At 73.1% G+C, this 16,383-nt stretch carries 14 protein-coding genes and 1 riboswitch; of the genes, 8 read left to right on the plus strand and 6 right to left on the minus strand.

Annotation, left to right across the window (positions count from 1 at the left end):
• Positions 1–3: 3 nt before the first annotated feature.
• Positions 4–393, minus strand: coding sequence for a glycine cleavage system protein GcvH (gcvH, locus tag MTO99_RS07810; protein WP_243558239.1), 390 nt, complete (start codon positions 391–393; stop codon positions 4–6).
• 65 nt (positions 394–458) lie between these two features.
• Complete coding sequence (gene gcvT / locus MTO99_RS07815; RefSeq protein WP_243558240.1) at positions 459–1,640, minus strand: glycine cleavage system aminomethyltransferase GcvT; 1,182 nt, start codon at positions 1,638–1,640, stop codon at positions 459–461.
• A gap of 147 nt (positions 1,641–1,787) precedes the next feature.
• A riboswitch (glycine riboswitch) is annotated at positions 1,788–1,891 on the minus strand.
• Positions 1,892–2,042: 151 nt separating this feature from the next.
• Here gcvT and MTO99_RS07820 point away from each other — a divergent pair.
• From MTO99_RS07820 to MTO99_RS07845, 6 genes are all read left to right on the plus strand, one after another.
• Entirely contained in the window at positions 2,043–2,786 is a 744-nt protein-coding gene (locus tag MTO99_RS07820) for an NUDIX hydrolase (protein ID WP_243558241.1), read from the plus strand.
• Entirely contained in the window at positions 2,783–4,261 is a 1,479-nt protein-coding gene (gene nadA, locus MTO99_RS07825; RefSeq protein WP_243558242.1) for a quinolinate synthase NadA, read from the plus strand. Before MTO99_RS07820 ends, nadA begins: the two co-directional genes overlap by 4 nt.
• 1 nt (position 4,262) lies before the next feature.
• Entirely contained in the window at positions 4,263–5,783 is a 1,521-nt protein-coding gene (gene nadB / locus MTO99_RS07830) for an L-aspartate oxidase (RefSeq protein ID WP_243558243.1), read from the plus strand.
• 135 nt (positions 5,784–5,918) lie between these two features.
• Positions 5,919–6,782 (plus strand): carboxylating nicotinate-nucleotide diphosphorylase, encoded by an 864-nt coding sequence (gene nadC, locus MTO99_RS07835; protein ID WP_243558244.1) that lies wholly within the window; start codon positions 5,919–5,921, stop codon positions 6,780–6,782.
• Positions 6,779–8,005 carry a cysteine desulfurase family protein gene (locus MTO99_RS07840; RefSeq protein WP_243558245.1) on the plus strand — a complete coding sequence of 409 codons (1,227 nt, stop codon included), beginning with the start codon at positions 6,779–6,781 and terminating at the stop codon, positions 8,003–8,005. The genes nadC and MTO99_RS07840 overlap by 4 nt, the downstream gene beginning before the upstream one ends.
• Before the next feature lie 87 nt (positions 8,006–8,092).
• The gene (locus MTO99_RS07845; protein WP_243558246.1) at positions 8,093–9,607 is read left to right on the plus strand and encodes an MDR family MFS transporter; all 1,515 of its coding nucleotides are present in this window, start codon (positions 8,093–8,095) and stop codon (positions 9,605–9,607) included.
• A 77-nt stretch (positions 9,608–9,684) separates the two neighbouring features.
• Here MTO99_RS07845 and MTO99_RS07850 read toward each other — a convergent pair whose 3' ends face one another.
• Complete coding sequence (locus MTO99_RS07850; protein WP_243558247.1) at positions 9,685–11,322, minus strand: substrate-binding domain-containing protein; 1,638 nt, start codon at positions 11,320–11,322, stop codon at positions 9,685–9,687.
• A 247-nt stretch (positions 11,323–11,569) separates the two neighbouring features.
• Between MTO99_RS07850 and MTO99_RS07855 the strand changes: the two genes are divergently transcribed.
• Positions 11,570–12,247, plus strand: a complete 678-nt coding sequence (locus MTO99_RS07855) for a phosphoribosyltransferase (RefSeq protein ID WP_243558248.1) — start codon at positions 11,570–11,572, stop codon at positions 12,245–12,247.
• On the opposite strand, the gene MTO99_RS07860 is transcribed toward MTO99_RS07855, so the two are convergent.
• Entirely contained in the window at positions 12,240–13,100 is an 861-nt protein-coding gene (locus tag MTO99_RS07860; protein ID WP_243558249.1) for an Fpg/Nei family DNA glycosylase, read from the minus strand. The genes MTO99_RS07855 and MTO99_RS07860 overlap by 8 nt on opposite strands.
• A gap of 53 nt (positions 13,101–13,153) precedes the next feature.
• Complete coding sequence (locus tag MTO99_RS07865) at positions 13,154–13,693, minus strand: RBBP9/YdeN family alpha/beta hydrolase (protein ID WP_243558250.1); 540 nt, start codon at positions 13,691–13,693, stop codon at positions 13,154–13,156.
• A gap of 302 nt (positions 13,694–13,995) precedes the next feature.
• Here MTO99_RS07865 and MTO99_RS07870 point away from each other — a divergent pair, with 302 nt between their 5' ends.
• Positions 13,996–15,891 carry an anthranilate synthase family protein gene (locus MTO99_RS07870; RefSeq protein ID WP_243558251.1) on the plus strand — a complete coding sequence of 632 codons (1,896 nt, stop codon included), beginning with the start codon at positions 13,996–13,998 and terminating at the stop codon, positions 15,889–15,891.
• On the opposite strand, the gene MTO99_RS07875 is transcribed toward MTO99_RS07870, so the two are convergent.
• Positions 15,880–16,368, minus strand: a complete 489-nt coding sequence (locus MTO99_RS07875; RefSeq protein ID WP_243558252.1) for a nitroreductase family deazaflavin-dependent oxidoreductase — start codon at positions 16,366–16,368, stop codon at positions 15,880–15,882. The genes MTO99_RS07870 and MTO99_RS07875 overlap by 12 nt on opposite strands.
• Positions 16,369–16,383: the final 15 nt, after the last annotated feature.

A 16,383-nucleotide genomic window follows, 5' to 3' on the forward strand; every position in this document is an offset into this window, starting at 1 on the left:
CGACTACTCGCCGACCAGGGCGCGGTACTCGTCGTGGCTGAGCAGCTGCGGCAGGGATGCGGCGGCGACCTTGATCAGCCAGCCCTCGCCGAACGGGTCGCTGTTGACCAGCTCGGGAGCGTCGACGACGGCCTGGTTCGACTCGACGATCTCGCCGTCGACCGGCGAGAACAGTTCGCCGACCGACTTGGTCGACTCGATCTCGCCGACCACGGTGCCGGCGGTCACGGCGGTGCCGGCGGCGGGCAGGTCGACGTAGACGACGTCGCCGAGCTTCTCGGCGGCGTAGTCGGTGATGCCGATGGTCACCACGCCGGTCCCTGAGCCTGTCGAAGGGCCGACCAGCACCCATTCGTGCTCGGGGGTGTACCGCAGGCTGGTCACGTCGGTCATGTGGGTCTCCTCGTTCGGTGGGTTCGTTCGCGGATTCGCGGGTCGGTGGATGCCGGACGGGCCGGTCAGGCCGGGCGGCGGTAGAAGGGCAGCGGCACGACGGATGCCTCGATGCGCGTGCCGCGCACGTCGAGGTGCAGCGTGGTGCCGGGTTCGGCGTGGGCGGGGTCGACGAACGCCATCGCGATGGGGTGGCCGAGCGTCGGCGACAGAGCACCCGAGGTCACGACGCCGACCTTCGCGGCATCCGCCCCTGCCCCGTCGAACACCTCGTAGCCGTGGCGGGCCGCGCGGCGGCCCGAGGCTGCGAGACCGACCAGCACCGGGGCATCCGCGGGCCGGCCGTCCTCGGTGGCGGCGCGTCCGACGAAGTCGCCCTCCTTCGAGAGCGCGACGACCCGCCCGAGACCGGCCTGGTCGGGGCGGATGTCGCGCCCGAGCTCCTGCCCGTAGAGCGGCATGCCCGCCTCGAGTCGCAGGGTGTCGCGGCTCGCGAGCCCGCACGGGACGACCCGCGAACCCCCGGTTTCGCGGAACGCCTCCCATAGCGCGGGGGCGCGTCCGGGCGCGAGGTAGAACTCGAAGCCGTCTTCACCGGTGTAGCCGGTGCGGGCGACGAGCACGGGCTCGCCCTGGTATTCGGCGGCGACCGCGCGGTAGTACTTCAGCCCCTGGATCGCGGCGACGAAGTCGTCGTGGTCGTTGCCGGGGCCCTGCAGGCCGAATCCCTCGGTCTCGAGCAGCACGTCGACCGCGTCGGGTCCCTGCAGCGCGATGAGCGCCACGTCGTCGCTCTCGTCGAACACCTCGGCGTCGAAGGGCGCGGTGCGGTCGCGCAGCTCGTCGGCGACGACCTCGCGGTTCGCGGCGTTCGCGACGACGAGGTAGCGGTCGTCGCCGGTGCGGTACACCACGAGGTCGTCGATGACCCCGCCGTCGCGGCCGAGCAGCAGCGTGTACTTCGCCTGTCCGAGCTCGATCGCGCTCAGCTTGCCGGCCAGTGCGTAGTCGAGGGCGACGGATGCCTCGGGGCCGACGACGAGGATCTCGCCCATGTGCGAGAGGTCGAAGAGCCCGGCGTGCCGGCGCACCGCGTGGTGCTCGGCGAGGTCGGACGCGTACCGCACCGGCATCTGCCAGCCGGCGAAGTCGGTGAAGCTCGCGCCCGCGGCGCGGTGCACGGCGTCGAGCGGGCTGAGGCGTTCTTGCGCCTGGCTTGCTTCGGGGGTGGTACCGAGATCGGTCATGAGTTCTCCGGATCGCGCGGATCACGCGGCGGACGCCGCGCTGGGAACTCCCCCTCTGTCATGGGCCTGAGAGTTTCACACCCGATCGTTCGGGGGCTTTCACCGTGGGCGGGGCGACGCGATGCGTCGCCCGCTTTTCAGAGCGGCCTCGTCGTCGCGGTGATACGACCTGAGAGATTGGCGGGGAGGCTTGCTCCTTCGGTGCCGGCTGGGCCGCTGGTGCTGGCTGCCGGCTCTCCCGCGACGCGTCGATGGCCCGGTATTCGGTTCTCGGGTCGATCCTAGCCGACGGGTCGCCGCGCGTCCCGCGATTCGCGTTCTGGTCAAACTGACTGTAAGCTGGTTCCCGCACTTCGAGTCAATTTGACCAGAAGGCCAGGACCGACGAGGAAGGACGCACGGATGTCACGACCGCCCGGTTCCGACGCACGGCTCGCCGTGTCGACCGTGATCTTCGCGCTCGAGCCGGGGGTCACGCCCGACGGCGTCGAGCACGAGGCATCCGGGCCCCGGTCGCTGTGGATCCCCCTCGTGCGCCGCCTGCGCGGGCCCGGCAAGGACCGCTGGGCGCTTCCCGGCGGATGGCTCGGCGCCGGCGAAGCCCTCGAGACCGCCGCCGCCCGAACCCTCGAAGAGACGACCGGCGTCACGCCGGCGTACCTCGAACAGCTCTACACCTTCGGGTCCCCCGACCGCTCCCCCGGCGAACGCGTCGTGTCGGTCGTGTACTGGGCGCTCGTGCGGCCCGAAGAGACGACCGGCGCGATCGACGACCCGAACGTGCGCTGGTTCGACCCCGACTCCCTGCCCCCGCTCGCCTTCGACCACAACCTGATCGTCGAGTACGCGCTCGCGCGGCTGCGCACGAAGCTCGGGTACTCGCAGATCGCGCACGCGTTCCTCGACGAGACGTTCACGCTCGCCGAACTGCGCGAGGTGTACGAGACCGTGCTGCGCCGCCCGCTCGACCCCGCGAACTTCCGTCGCACCGTCGAAGCATCCGGCGCCCTCGTCGAGACCGGCGAAGTGCGCACCGGCACCCCCCACCGCCCGCCCAAGCTGTACCGCCCCGCCGAGCCGGCCGACGCCGGCGCCAACGGGTTGTTCCGAGTCCCCATCGCACCGCACCTGAGGAAGCAGTCATGACGCTCACCGATCCCGCCACCGCCGGCCCCGCCGCCGATCACGCCGACGGCCGCGCCGCCGCCGACGTGCGCCTCGGAGCATCCGTCGACCGGAGCATCCGGCTCATCTCCACCGGGAAGCAGACCGGCTCGACCTGCGCGCCCGAGCTCGCCGACGGGCCGTGGACCTTCGATCTCGGCCCGTCCGGGTACGGCCCCGGCGCCTCGATGGGCGACGTCATCCCCGCGGGCGCCCCGCGCCAGGGCGCCCTGCCCGCCGAGTACCGCACCGCGACGAACGACGAACTGCACGAGCGCATCCGCGCCGCGAAGGCGACGCTCGGCGACCGCGTCGTCGTGCTCGGCCACTTCTACCAGCGCGACGAAGTCGTCCAGCACGCCGACTTCGTGGGCGACTCGTTCCAGCTCGCGAACGCGGCCCTCACCCGGCCCGACGCCGAGGCGATCGTGTTCTGCGGCGTGCACTTCATGGCCGAGACCGCCGACCTGCTGTCGCGGCCCGAGCAGGCCGTCATCCTGCCGAACCTCGCCGCCGGATGCTCCATGGCCGACATGGCCGACGAGTCCAGCGTCGAAGAGTGCTGGGAGCAGCTCGCCGAGGTGTACGGCGACCTCGACGCCGTCGACGCCGACGGGCGAGTGCCGGTCATCCCGGTCACGTACATGAACTCGTCGGCCGCGCTCAAGGGCTTCGTCGGCCGGCACGGCGGCATCGTGTGCACCTCGTCGAACGCGCGCACGGTGCTCGAGCGAGCGTTCGAGCAGGGGCAGCGGGTGCTGTTCTTCCCCGACCAGCATCTCGGGCGCAACACCGCGAAGGCGATGGGCGTGCCGCTGGAGCTGATGCCGATGTGGAACCCGCGCAAGCCGCTCGGCGGGTCCTCGGCCGCCGAGCTCGCCGATGCCCGGGTCATCCTCTGGCACGGGTTCTGCTCGGTGCACAAGCGGTTCACCGTCGAGCAGATCGAGGCGGCTCGGCGCGACCACCCCGGCGTGCAGGTGATCGTGCACCCCGAGTGCCCGATGCCCGTCGTCGACGCGGCCGACGCCGCCGGCTCGACCGACTTCATCGTGAAGGCGATCGCCGCCGCGCCCGCCGGAACGACCTTCGCGATCGGCACCGAGATCAACCTGGTGCAGCGGCTCGCCGCCGAGCACCCCGAGCACACGATCTTCTGCCTCGACCCGGTGGTCTGCCCCTGCTCGACGATGTACCGCATCCACCCCGGGTACCTCGCGTGGGTGCTCGAAGAGCTCGTCGCCGGGCGCATCGTGAACCGCATCCAGGTGGCCGACTCGGTCGCCGAGCCCGCGCGCCTCGCACTCGAGCGGATGCTCGCGGCGAAGCCGCCCGCCTCCGTCGGGCCCGCACCCGTGCCGTCCACCCGTCGATCGGACGCGATTCGGCGTCCGGTCGAGCCGGCGACCGCCGAATCGCGTCCGAACGACGCCGGCGCAACCGGTACCGGAGCCTGACATGACGCGGGTCCTCGTCGTCGGCGGCGGCATCGCGGGTCTGTGGACGGCGGTGCGCGCGGCCGACGCCGGCTGCGAGGTCGAGCTCGTCACGAAGGCCGAGCTCGCCGAGGGCTCGACGAGATATGCCCAGGGCGGCATCGCCGCGGCGCTGTTCCCCGACGACTCGACCGACCGGCACTTCGCCGACACGATCGAGGCCGGCGCCGGCCTGGCCGACCCCGCCGCCGTGCGGGTGCTCGTCGACGAGGGCGCGGCCCGGGTGCGCGACCTGATCCGGTTCGGCGTCGGGTTCGACCGCGGCGACGACGGGCTCGCCCGCGGGCTCGAAGCGGCGCACTCGCGGGCCCGCATCGTGCACGCCGGCGGCGACGCGACCGGCGCGGCGATCGAGACGGCGCTGGTCGCCACGGTGCGCCGTCGTGCGGTCGCGATCGTCGAGGGCGCGATGCTCGTCGACCTCGTCATCGACGCGGGCCGAGTCGTCGGGGCCACGATCCTCGAGCGCGACGGCTCGCTCGTCGAACGGCGTGCCGACGCCGTCGTGCTCGCCACCGGCGGCAGTGGATGCCTCTACCGGCATACGACGAACCCGGTGGTCGCGACGGGCGACGGCGTGGCGGCCGCGTGGCGCGCCGGCGCGGAGGTCGCCGACCTCGAGTTCACCCAGTTCCACCCCACCGCGCTGGCCGCCCCCGGCACGCCGCTCATCTCCGAGGCGGTGCGCGGCGAGGGCGCGGTGCTGCGCGACGCCCGTGGCATCCGGTTCATGACCGGGCTCGATCCGCGAGCCGAGCTCGCGCCCCGCGACGTGGTCGCCCGCGGGGTGTGGGCGGCGATGGCCGCCCAGGGCGGGCAGCCGGTCTTCCTCGATGCGACCGCGCTCGGGCGCGAGTTCCTCGCACGGCGGTTCCCGGGCATCGACGCGTCGGTGCGCGCGGCCGGGTACGACTGGTCGGATGCCCCGGTGCCGATCACGCCCGCAGCGCACTACGCGATGGGCGGCATCGCGACCGACCTGCACGGCCGCTCGAGCCTGCCCGGGCTGTATGCCGTGGGCGAGTGCGCCCGCACCGGCGTGCACGGAGCGAACCGGCTCGCGTCGAACTCGCTGCTCGAGGCGGCGGTCTTCGCCGAGCGGGCGGCCGCGGCGATCACCCGTGGGGGCCCGTGGGCGGCGGACGCCGGCGTAGGAACGTCATCGCGACACGCCGGGTACACCCCCACCGCGGACGGCGTGTCGCGCCGGATCTCCTACGTCGCGAACGACGAGTTCCACCGCGGCGAGCTGCAGCAGCTCATGTGGGAGCGGGTCGGGCTCGTGCGCGACGCCGACGGTCTCGCCGAGGCATCCGGCCGGCTCGCGGCCTGGCACGCGCCCGAGCCGGTCGACCGACGCACCGCGGAAGACCGCAACCTGCTCGACCTCGCCCGGCTCACCGTGGCCGCCGCGATCGCACGGCGCGAGAGCGTGGGCGCGCACTTCCGTTCCGACACCCTGCCCGCCGAGGAGGCCGCCTGATGACCGATACCCCAGCACCCGATCGACCGGAGCACCCAGCATGACCGACACCCGCGACATCGACCGCATCGTCACCGCCGCGCTCGACGATGATGCGCCCTCGAGCACGACCGCCGATCGACCGGAGCACCCAGCATGACCGACACCCGCGACATCGACCGCATCGTCACCGCCGCGCTCGATGAGGATGCGCCCTGGGGCGATCTCACCGGCGAGACGCTGATCCCGGTCGACGCGACCGCGACGGCCGACCTCGTCGCCCGTGAGGCGGGGGTGCTGAGCGGCATCGAGGTGTTCGCGGCCGCGTTCCGGCTGGTCGACCCGCGCATCGAGGTCGCCGCACTGGCGGCCGACGGCGACCGGTTCGAGGCGGGGCAGGTGCTGGCCCGCGTGGCGGGGCCGGCCCGGGGCATTCTGCGCGCCGAGCGCGTGGGGCTCAACCTGCTGCAGCGGATGAGCGGCATCGCGACGCTCACGGCCCGGTACGTCGCCGCGGTAGAGGGCACGCGCGCGCGCATCGTCGACACCCGGAAGACCACGCCGGGGCTGCGCAGCCTCGAGCGGCAGGCGGTGCGCGACGGCGGCGGGCGCAACCACCGTCGCAGCCTGTCGGACGCGGTGATGGCGAAGGACAATCACCTCGCGATCCTGACGGCGGGCGGCGCCGACCTGGCGACCGCGCTGCGCGCGGCGCGCGACCGGATGCCCCACACCGCGCACCTCGAGGTCGAGGTCGACCGGGTCGATCAGATCGAGCCGGTGCTCGCGGGCGGTGCGCAGACCGTGATGCTCGACAACTTCTCGCTCGACGACCTGCGCACGGGCGTCGCCCTGATCGGCGGGCGCGCGGTCGTCGAGGCGTCGGGCGGGGTGAACCTCGACACGGTCGCCGACATCGCTGCGACCGGGGTGGACGTGATCTCGGTCGGTGCGCTCACGCACTCGGTGCGTTCGCTCGACCTCGGGCTCGATGTCGTCGTGGAGACGGCCGCGCCATGAGCGCGCAGGCTCCCGGTGGCCGCGAGCGCGTCGTCTTCCTCGACCACGCGGCGACCACCCCGGTGCGCCGCGAGGCGCTGGAGGCGATGTGGCCGTACCTCGCCGGCTCGTTCGACGGGGCGTTCGGCAATCCGTCGAGCCGGCACCGCCTCGGCGACGAAGCGGCTCGGGCGCTCGCGTGGGCTCGCGAGCGGGTCGCGGCGGTCGCGGGCGTGCGCCCGGGCGACGTGGTGTTCACGAGCGGCGGCACCGAGGCCGACAATCTCGCGGTGAAGGGGCTCGCGCTCGCGTCGCCGCGCGGCCGGCACGTGGTCGTCTCGCCGATCGAGCATGAGGCGGTGCTCGAGGCCGCCGACGCGCTCGCGCGGCTGCACGGCTTCGAGGTGTCGTTCGTCGAGGTCGACGAGCGTGGTCGGGTGACGCCCGAGGCGCTGCGGCGGGTCGTCCGCCCCGACACGACGCTGGTGTCGGTGCAGCTGGCGAACAACGAGGTGGGCACGGTGCAGCCGGTCGCCGACCTGGCCCGCATCGCCCACGAGTCGGGCACGCTGCTGCACACCGACGCGGTGCAGGCCGCCGGGTGGCTGCCGCTGTCGCTCGACGAGCTGGGCGCGGACGCGCTGTCGCTCGCCGGGCACAAGGTCGGCGCGCCGAAGGGCACGGGTGCGCTCATCGTGCGGGGGCGGCTGCCGCTCGAGCCCGTGCTGCACGGCGGCGGGCAGGAGCGCGGGCGTCGCTCGGGTACGGAGAACGTGGCCGGCGCGGTCGGGTTCGCCACCGCGCTCGGGCTCGCCGAGGCCGAGCGGTCGGATGTCTCGCCCCGCGCCGCGGCGCTCGCGGCGCGGCTCGTCGCCCGGGTGACCGACGAGGTGCCCGGGGCCGTGCTGACCGGTGCGGCGCCGGAACCCGGCGGCGCGACCACCGACAGCGTCGGCGCGACGCGCCTGCCGGGCAGCGTGTCGTTCGTCTTCCCCGGCACCGCGGGCGAGGCGGTGCTGCTCGAGCTCGAACGCGAGGGCGTGATCTGCTCGAGCGGGTCGGCGTGCGCCGCGGGCAGCGACGAGCCGTCGCACGTGCTCACCGCGATGGGCGTCGCACCCGAGGTCGCGCAGACGGCGGTGCGGTTCACGCTGGGCGCCGACACCACGGCCGACGACATCGAGGATGCCGCGGACGCGGTCGCCCGCGCCGTCGCCGCCGTGCGGGGCATCGCGGCCGGCTGACGCCGCTTCCGGTGCGCAACTCGATGCGTTCCGATGCATCCGACGAATCGGGAATAGCGCTCCCCCGCGCCCGGCTTGACCTTGTTCGTGACCGAACGCGCCTTCCCTGAGATCGACACGTCCGCCGCTTCCCCGACCCCGGCCGCGGAGGACGCGGCCGTCCGCGCCCAGCAGCCCGCGCACGGTGCGTCGAACACGCGCGTCATCTGGTTGCTGCTCGCCGCGACCTTCGTGGTGTTCCTGAACGAGACCATCATGGGCGTCGCCATCCCGTCGCTCGTCGTCGACCTCGGCATCTCGCTCACCGCCGGGCAATGGCTGACCACGGGCTTCATGCTGACGATGGCCATCGTGATCCCGATCACGGGGTTCCTGCTGCAGCGGTTCCCGACCCGGCCGATCTTCATCACCGCGATGGGGCTGTTCTCGGCGGGCACCCTGCTGGCCGCGCTCGCGCCGGGCTTCGAGGTGCTGCTCGGCGGGCGCATCGTGCAGGCCGCCGGCACCGCGATCATGATGCCGCTGCTCATGACCACCCTGATGACGGTCGTCGCCCCCGCCGACCGCGGCCGGTTCATGGGTCGCGTGTCGATCGTGATGTCGGTCGCCCCCGCCATCGGTCCGACCATCTCGGGGCTCATCCTGAACTACCTCTCGTGGCGGTTCATGTTCTGGCTCGTGCTGCCGATCGCCGTCGCCATGCTCGTGATCGGTGCGCGTCGCGTCGAGAACGTGAGCGAGACGCGCCGCACGCCGATCGACGTGTTCTCGGTCGTGCTGTCGGCGTTCGGCTTCGGCGGACTCGTCTACGGCCTCAGCCTCGTCGGCGGCGAGGCCGCGGTCGGCGGGTCGAACCTGCCGCTGTGGATCTCGTTCGGCGTCGGCGCGGTGGGCATCGCCGCGTTCATCGTGCGACAGCTCGTGCTGCAGCGCCGCGACCGGGCGCTGCTGGATCTGCGCACCTTCCGTTCGGGCAACTTCGCGGTGTCGGTGTCGCTCATGGTCGTGATGATGGGCGCGCTGTTCGGCACGATCATCGTGCTGCCGATCTACCTTCGCAACGTGCTCCAGCTCGAGCCGCTCGCGACCGGCCTGATGCTGCTGCCCGGCGGGCTGGCGATGGGTCTGCTCGGTCCGACGGTCGGGCGACTGTACGACCGCGTCGGACCGCGCCCGCTGCTGCTGCCCGGCGCGATCGGGGTGAGCGCGGTGCTCTGGGCGCTCACGCTGGTGGGCACGCAGACGCAGCCGTGGATCGTGCTCCTCCTCCACGTGGCGCTCTCGGTGTCGCTGGCGTTCATGTTCACGCCGCTGTTCACGACCGCGCTCGGCTCGGTCGAGCCCCGCTTCTACTCGCACGCGTCGGCGATCGTGGGCACCGTGCAGCAGGTCGCGGGTGCCGCGGGCACGGCGGTGTTCATCACCGTGCTGACCGCGCATCAGGTCGCGGCCGCGGCGGGCGGTGCGAGCGGCGTCGAGGCCGAGGCATCCGGTGTTCGCGGTGCGTTCCTGATCGGTGCGATCGTCTCGCTCGCAGCCATCGCGGGTGCGGCGTTCGTGCGACGCCCGGCGGATGTCCCGGAGGGTGTGCCGGCGCACTGACCCGTCTCACGAACGATGAGAGGCCCGCCGGGTCGACCGAATGGTCGCCCGGCGGGCCTCTTCTCCGCTCCTGACGATCAGCAGTTCGGGCGGCAGCTGCGCTGCGACAGCGCGTCGACCAGCACGATGCCGAGGTCTTCGGGGTGGAACGCCGAGTAGGCGGCCCCGCCCGTCGACTTGGCGATGCGGTTCATCGCGTCCATGTCGGTGTCGGGACCGAACCCGATCATGATGACCGGCACCGGCTGCTTCTCGTCGGCGATCTTCGCGAGCTCGGCCAGCAGGGTGTCGAGATCGATGCCGTTCTCGTCTTCGTTGCGGCCGTCGGTGATGATGAGCACCGAGTTGATCTTGTCGGGGTCGTACGTGTCGCGCACGCGCTGCACGGCGGCGAGCGTGGTGTCGTACAGGCCGGTCGCTCCGCCGAGACGCTCGGGCAGCGATGCGATCACGCCCGCGATCTGCTGGGTGTGGTCGGCGTCGGCGAGGGGGCCGATGGGCACGACGTCTTCGTAGTCGAGGTCGCCGTTGCGCTGGGTGGAGAACAGCCAGACGCCCATCTCGACCTCGCCCGAGAACTTCTGCATCGCGCCGACCGCCGCCTGCTGGAACACGTCGATGCGCCGCAGCCCGTTGTCGGCCGGTTCTTCCATCGAACCCGAGACGTCGATGACGGTGAGGATGCGCGAGCGCAGCGTGAGCACGCCCCACTGCCGCAGGATCTCGACCTGCGCGGCGCCGTCGAGACCGGCCGCCGGCGTCGGCGGGGTCGCCGACAGGCCGGCGATCGTGAGCTCGCCCGTGCCGTCCAGGGCGCGGAACCCGGCCGATCGGAACGCCTTCGGGTTGTGCCGCAGCGTGCCCTCGAACGCGCCGATGAGCTTCGCGCGGGTGCCCTTCAGCTCGCCGAGCGCGATGTACGGGTAGTCGAGCGCGACGCTCCCGTCGACGGGGTAGGCGGCCGACAGCGGTTCGCCGGCGTTCTTCAGGTTGTACTCGGCCACGAGCCGCTCGCTCGAGATGACGACGGTGGGCTCGGAGCTCGACGACAGCGAGCTGAACGCGGCGCCGGTCGACGCGGGGATCGTCTTGCCCAGCGCGATCATCGCGCCGGCGAACTGGCGCGGGTCGTCGGGCGAGCTCTTCGACTTGAGCGCGAGCAGCCCGGCGAGGCTGGCCGCCGACGCTTCGGGGTCGGGCAGCAGCGCCTGCAGGCTGCCGCCGAGCACGCGCGCCCACGTGACCGGCTCGGACGCGATCTGCTCGGTCTGGGAGGCCGCCGCCGCGAAGACGATCGGCGAGGTCGCGATCGACCCCTTCGACTTCATCGGCGGGGCGTTGCGGCCGAGCGACTGCGCGGTGGCCGCGGCGCGGTCGAGCCAGACACTGGAGTCGGGGATCCAGATGTCGGCATCGAGGCCGCCGCCGGCGACGAGCGCTGCCGTGTCGGCCGCCTCCTGTGCGCGCACCTCGGTCTCCACGCAGCCGTCGCGGGAGGCGTCGAACACCTCGGCGAGGTCTTTCACCACGGGCGCGACGGAGATGTCGGCGACGACGACGAGGGTTTCGGACTCGCCGCACCCGTCTTCGGCCGAGGCGAACAGGGGGTTGAGGTGGCCGCCGGCCCACAGGAAGGCACCGGTGGAGACCACGCCGATGACGGCGACCGCCGCGACGGCGGAGACGACAAGGGGACGTACCGGCTTCTTCGCCAACGCTTCGACGCTATGCCGACCCACAGAGCACTCCCTACTGTGCGGCCCAAGGGGGGAGGGGCGGGCCGGCACCTGAACGGGTTCCCCCGTCCAGGGGGAGGGTGCAGTCAGTGTACGCGAAACCGCCTCGACTTTCCCACCCGCGGCGTCATACACTCCGAGACGGGTGCCTCTCGCGTCCGCCCGCCGCCGCCATGTCATGCGTTCCGCAGTGGTCGTGCATCGCCCGTCGAGACGGACGACGCCGATGAACCGTGCCCAGGTGCGGCCCGGCGACGGGCACCGGCGGGGCGACCGATTCCGCGATCGGCGCGAGGCGGGCCGGCAGCTCGCCGACGCGTTGCGGGGCTTCGCCCCGAGGCATCCGGTCGTGCTCGGCCTGCCCCGCGGCGGTGTGCCGGTCGCCGACGAGGTCGCCGCGGCGCTGGATGCCCCGCTCGACGTGCTGGTGGTGCGCAAACTCGGCCTGCCGCGGCAGCCCGAGGTGGCGATGGGCGCGGTCGGCGAGGGCGACGCGGTCGTCTGGAACGACGACGTGGTGCGCTCGTCGGGGGTGGGCGCGAGCGAACGGCGCCGTATCGAGGTGCGCGAGCGCGCCGAGGTCGAGGCCCGCGTGGGTCGGTTCCGCGGGGGCCGTCCGGCCGTCGATCTCGCGGGCCGCACCGCGATCGTGGTCGACGACGGGGTCGCGACGGGCGCGACGGCGCGGGTCGCGTGCCGTATCGCGCGTGAGCTCGGCGCGTCCGAGGTCGTGCTGGCGGTGCCGGTCGGGCCGCCCGAGGTGATCGCCGGGCTGCGCGAGGCCGACGAGGTCGTGTGCCTCGAACAGCCCGACTCGTTCATGGCGGTCGGCATGCACTACGTCGACTTCGGGCAGACGCCGGACGACGAGGTCGTCGCCGTGCTGCGCGAACGCGCTACTTGACCAACCGCGAGAGCACCCGGTCGGCGAGCGGCTTGCCGCCGGTCTGACACGTCGGGCAGTACTGGAAGGTCGAGTCGGCGAAGATCACCTGGCGCACCGTGTCACCGCAGACCGGGCAGGCCTCACCGGTGCGCCCGTGCACCTGCATGCCCCGCCGCTTCGCGTCCTTCAGGTCGGCGGGCGGGCGACCGGCGGCCGCGGCCCGCGCTTCGGCGAGCGTGTCGCGCATCGCGCGGTAGAGCACGTCGACCTGTTCGGGCGCGAGCTTCGCGGCGAGCGCGTAGGGCGACATGCGCGCCGCGTGCAGGATCTCGTCGGAGTACGCGTTGCCGATGCCGGCGAAGACCGACTGGTCGCGCAGCAGCCCCTTCACCTGGGTGCGCCGGCCGGCGAGGATCGCGGCGAAGTCGTCGAGGGTGAAGTCGGGCGCGGTCGGGTCGGGTCCGAGCCGGGCGATGCCGGGCACCTCGGATGCTTCGCGCACGACGTACACCGCGAGCGACTTCTTCGTGCCGGCCTCGGTGAGGTCGAACCCGGTGCCGTCGTCGAACCGCAGCCGCATCGCGAGCGGCGAGCGGCCCGGCTTCACCGGCGCGGTCGGCACCTGGTCGTACCAGCGCAGCCATCCGGCGCGAGCGAGGTGGAAGACGAGATGACCGGCCGGCGTCGCCAGGTCGAGGAACTTGCCGTGCCGCTGCACGCGCTCGACGGCCGCCCCCTCGAGCGATGAGACCGGCGGGTCGAAGGTCTTCAGCGCCGAGATCGACGCGAACCGCACCGACGCGATGGCGCGTCCGACGGCGTGCTCGCCGAGGAAGTCGACGAGCGCCTGGACCTCGGGCATCTCGGGCACGATTCCATCGTGGCATCCGGCGCCGGCATCGGCCAGCGTTCCCGAGCCGAGCGCTACGTCACCGCCGCTCCGAGGCTCGCGGCGAACGCGTCGAATCGTTCGAGGCCGGCCGACCAGTTCCCGAGATCGCTCGCGGCGTTGAGGTGGCCGTGCGGGCCGACCGCCCACAGCTCGGCCCCCCACCGGAGCGCGACCCGCTCGGCCGACGAGAACGACGCATACGGGTCGTCGCTGCTCGCGACGACGAGGGCCGGCACGCCGAGCGGGTCGCGGGGCTCCCCGAACTCGGCCGCGGCGGCCGGGTACGCGGGCCCGTCGGGGTCGGGCACGGCGACCAGGAACGCACCCGCCGCGGCGGACGGATGTCTCGTCAGCCACTCGGCGACCGCGAGGCATCCCATCGAGTGCGCGACGAAGACGGTCCCGGTGTGCGGCGACGTCGCGTCGATCGCGCGCAGCCAGTCGTCGAGTCGCGGCTCGTCCCAGGAGCCGGGGCGGATGCGCACCCAGTCGCCGTGGAACGCCTGCCAGCGGGTCTGCCAATGGTCGGCGCCCGAACCGCCGATGCCGGGCACGATGACGACACGGGGCATCCGGTCTCCTCCGTCCTGTCGGGTGCGTTCCACCGTGCCACCGCGCGGAACGCGGCGCCTCGCCCGCGGCTGCCATCGGTCGTCGCGATCGCGCCAACCCGCGACGGCGTTGCCCGACCGGCGGCGGGCATGCGGGGCCGGCCGCCGGTGCGCTAGGCTGCCCGGCATGCACACTCCGTCGACCCGCTCCTGGTGGCCCGCCTCGTAGGCGGCCAGCGCGTTTCGACGAATCGACGACCGCCCGAGGGCGGTCGTCTCGCGTTTCCGGGGCGAGGTCCGAGGGCACGACCCCGGAGGACCCCATGACTCGACTGCTCCACCGACTCGTGACCGAGGCGGCGGGCGATCGGCCCGCGCCCGCGTTCGCGCTGCTGCACCGCGAAACCGACCCGCACCTCGACGTACTGCACGGCGACGTCGTCGACGTCGACCGGCTCGCCGACATCCCGCTCGACGGCGACGAGGTGCTCGCGCTCGTGCCGTTCCGCCAGGTGCGCGAGCGCGGCTTCGACGCCCACGACGACGACGCGCCGCTGCGCTGCCTCGTGGTGCGCGAACGTGAGCGGGTGCCGATCGACCTGGCCGTCGCGCTGCTGCCGGCGACGCCGCCCGCGGTCGCCGACCTCGGGGTCGACGTCGCCGACGACGCCTACGCCGAGGTCGTGCGTCGCGTGATCGACGACGAGATCGGGCGCGGCGAGGGCGCGAACTTCGTGATCCGCCGCGAGTTCACCGGGTCGACGTCGACGCGACCCGCCCACGCGGTGCTCGCGTGGATGCGCGAACTGCTCGAGCACGAGCGCGGCGCGTACTGGACCTTCGCCGTCCACACGCCGGGCCTGTCGGCGGTCGGCGCGACGCCCGAGCGGCACGTGTCGTCGATCGGCGGCGTGGTCGCGATGAATCCGATCAGCGGCACCTTCCGGCACGCGGCGGGCGGAGCATCCGCCGATGATCTGGTCGCGTTCCTCGGCGACGTGAAGGAGCGCGAGGAACTCGTCATGGTCGTCGACGAGGAGCTGAAGATGATGAGCGCGGTCTGCCCCGACGGCGGGCGGATGCGCGGGCCCTTTCTGAAGCGGATGTCTCGGCTCACGCACACCGAGTACCTGCTCGAGGGCACGACCGGCCTGGATCCGCGCGAGGTGCTGCGACGCACGATGTTCGCGCCGACCGTCACGGGCTCGCCGATGGGCAACGCGTGCACCGTCATCGCGCGCCACGAGCCAACCGGCCGCGGCTACTACGCGGGCGTAATGGCCCGCTTCACGCCGGCCCCGGCCTCGCCGTCGGGGTACGACCTCGACGCGCCGATCCTGATCCGCACGGCGTACCTCGACGACGCCGGGCGGGTGCGGGTGCCGGTCGGCGCGACGCTCGTGCGCCACTCCGATCCCGACGGCGAGGTCGCCGAGACCCATGCGAAGGCGGCCGGCGTGCTCGGTGCGATCGGGGCGATCCCCCGGTCGGATGCCTCGGGCGCGCCCATCGGCGCCCTCGCCGCCGGGGCGACCGACGACCCGCGCGCGGCCGCCCTGCTCGCCGACCGCAATCGCATGCTCGCTCCGTTCTGGAGCACCCCGCAGCACGCCCGCTCGCCGCGGGGGTGCTCGGCACTCGTGATCGACGCGGGCGACGACTTCACCACGATGCTCGCGCACCAGCTGCGGCACCTCGGCCTCGACGCCCGCGTGGTGCCGTGGCACGAGGCGCCCGTCGAGGCATCCGACGATCTCGTGGTCTTCGGCCCGGGTCCCGGCGACCCGCGCAATGCGGCCGATCCGCGGATCGCGCGTCTGCGCGAGCTCGTCGCCGCGCGCCTGGTGCAGCGGCGCCCGATGCTCGCCGTCTGCCTCAGCCATCAGCTGCTCGCCGACCTCGCCGGCCTGCCGCTCGAGCCGCTGCCCGCACCGCGCCAGGGGCTCCAGTTGCAGATCGACGTGTTCGGCGAACCGGCCGCCGTCGGCTTCTACAACACGTTCACCGCGGTCGCACCCGACCGGTCGATCACGCCCGAACTCGACCTCGAGGTCGCGGCCGACCCGTCGACGGGCGCGGTCGTCGCACTGCGCGGAACATCCGTCGCATCCGTCCAGGGCCACCTGGAATCGGTGCTGTCGCCCGACGGGCTCGACCTGCTCGAACGGCTCGTCGACGGCGTGCTGGCGCCGGCGCCGCTCGCGCGGTCAGGCGGGTGAGGTCGCCGCACGGCGCGCACCGGCCGAGGCCCGCTCGGTCAGGTGCAACCGCACCATCGGGATGACCGGATCCTGCACGCCGGTCGCCTCCGAGATCGAACGCCGCAGCATGCGCCACGCCTCGGGGTGTTCGGCGGCGTAGCGATCGAGCACCGCCCGGCTCTCGGCGGCGTCGAGCAGTTCGGCGCGCGCGGGAACCCTGGTGCGGAACCCGATGCTCACCGCGCACCGCGGTTCGGAGCGCAGGTTGCGGTACCACGCCGCGTGCGGGCCGAACCCCGAGGCGATCAGGATGCGGTCGGGCGCCTCGCGGTCGACGGTCTCGAGCACCGCGTACCTCGGCTCGCCCGACACGCGCCCCCGGTGGACGAGCAGCAGCAGCCTGCCGCCGAAGAGGAACCCGAAGCCCGCCTTGAACAGCGGAATGGGCGCGCGCACCGCCCATCGGGTCGTGAGGAACTTCGCACCGAGATCCATCGTCACCCCCGACGT

Source organism: Agromyces larvae, assembly GCF_022811705.1.
GTDB lineage: Bacteria > Actinomycetota > Actinomycetes > Actinomycetales > Microbacteriaceae > Agromyces > Agromyces larvae.

Excerpts from the sequence above, each read along its gene's own strand:
- MTO99_RS07870 (WP_243558251.1), top strand. The coding sequence starts at position 13,996 with ATGACTCGACTGCTCCACCGACTCGTGACCGAGGCGGCGGGCGATCGG.
- gcvH (WP_243558239.1), bottom strand. The coding sequence starts at position 393 with ATGACCGACGTGACCAGCCTGCGGTACACCCCCGAGCACGAATGGGTG.
- nadC (WP_243558244.1), top strand. The coding sequence starts at position 5,919 with ATGACCGACACCCGCGACATCGACCGCATCGTCACCGCCGCGCTCGAT.
- nadB (WP_243558243.1), top strand. The coding sequence starts at position 4,263 with ATGACGCGGGTCCTCGTCGTCGGCGGCGGCATCGCGGGTCTGTGGACG.
- MTO99_RS07875 (WP_243558252.1), bottom strand. The coding sequence starts at position 16,368 with ATGGATCTCGGTGCGAAGTTCCTCACGACCCGATGGGCGGTGCGCGCG.
- MTO99_RS07865 (WP_243558250.1), bottom strand. The coding sequence starts at position 13,693 with ATGCCCCGTGTCGTCATCGTGCCCGGCATCGGCGGTTCGGGCGCCGAC.
- MTO99_RS07855 (WP_243558248.1), top strand. The coding sequence starts at position 11,570 with ATGAACCGTGCCCAGGTGCGGCCCGGCGACGGGCACCGGCGGGGCGAC.
- MTO99_RS07820 (WP_243558241.1), top strand. The coding sequence starts at position 2,043 with ATGTCACGACCGCCCGGTTCCGACGCACGGCTCGCCGTGTCGACCGTG.
- MTO99_RS07840 (WP_243558245.1), top strand. The coding sequence starts at position 6,779 with ATGAGCGCGCAGGCTCCCGGTGGCCGCGAGCGCGTCGTCTTCCTCGAC.
- nadA (WP_243558242.1), top strand. The coding sequence starts at position 2,783 with ATGACGCTCACCGATCCCGCCACCGCCGGCCCCGCCGCCGATCACGCC.
- gcvT (WP_243558240.1), bottom strand. The coding sequence starts at position 1,640 with ATGACCGATCTCGGTACCACCCCCGAAGCAAGCCAGGCGCAAGAACGC.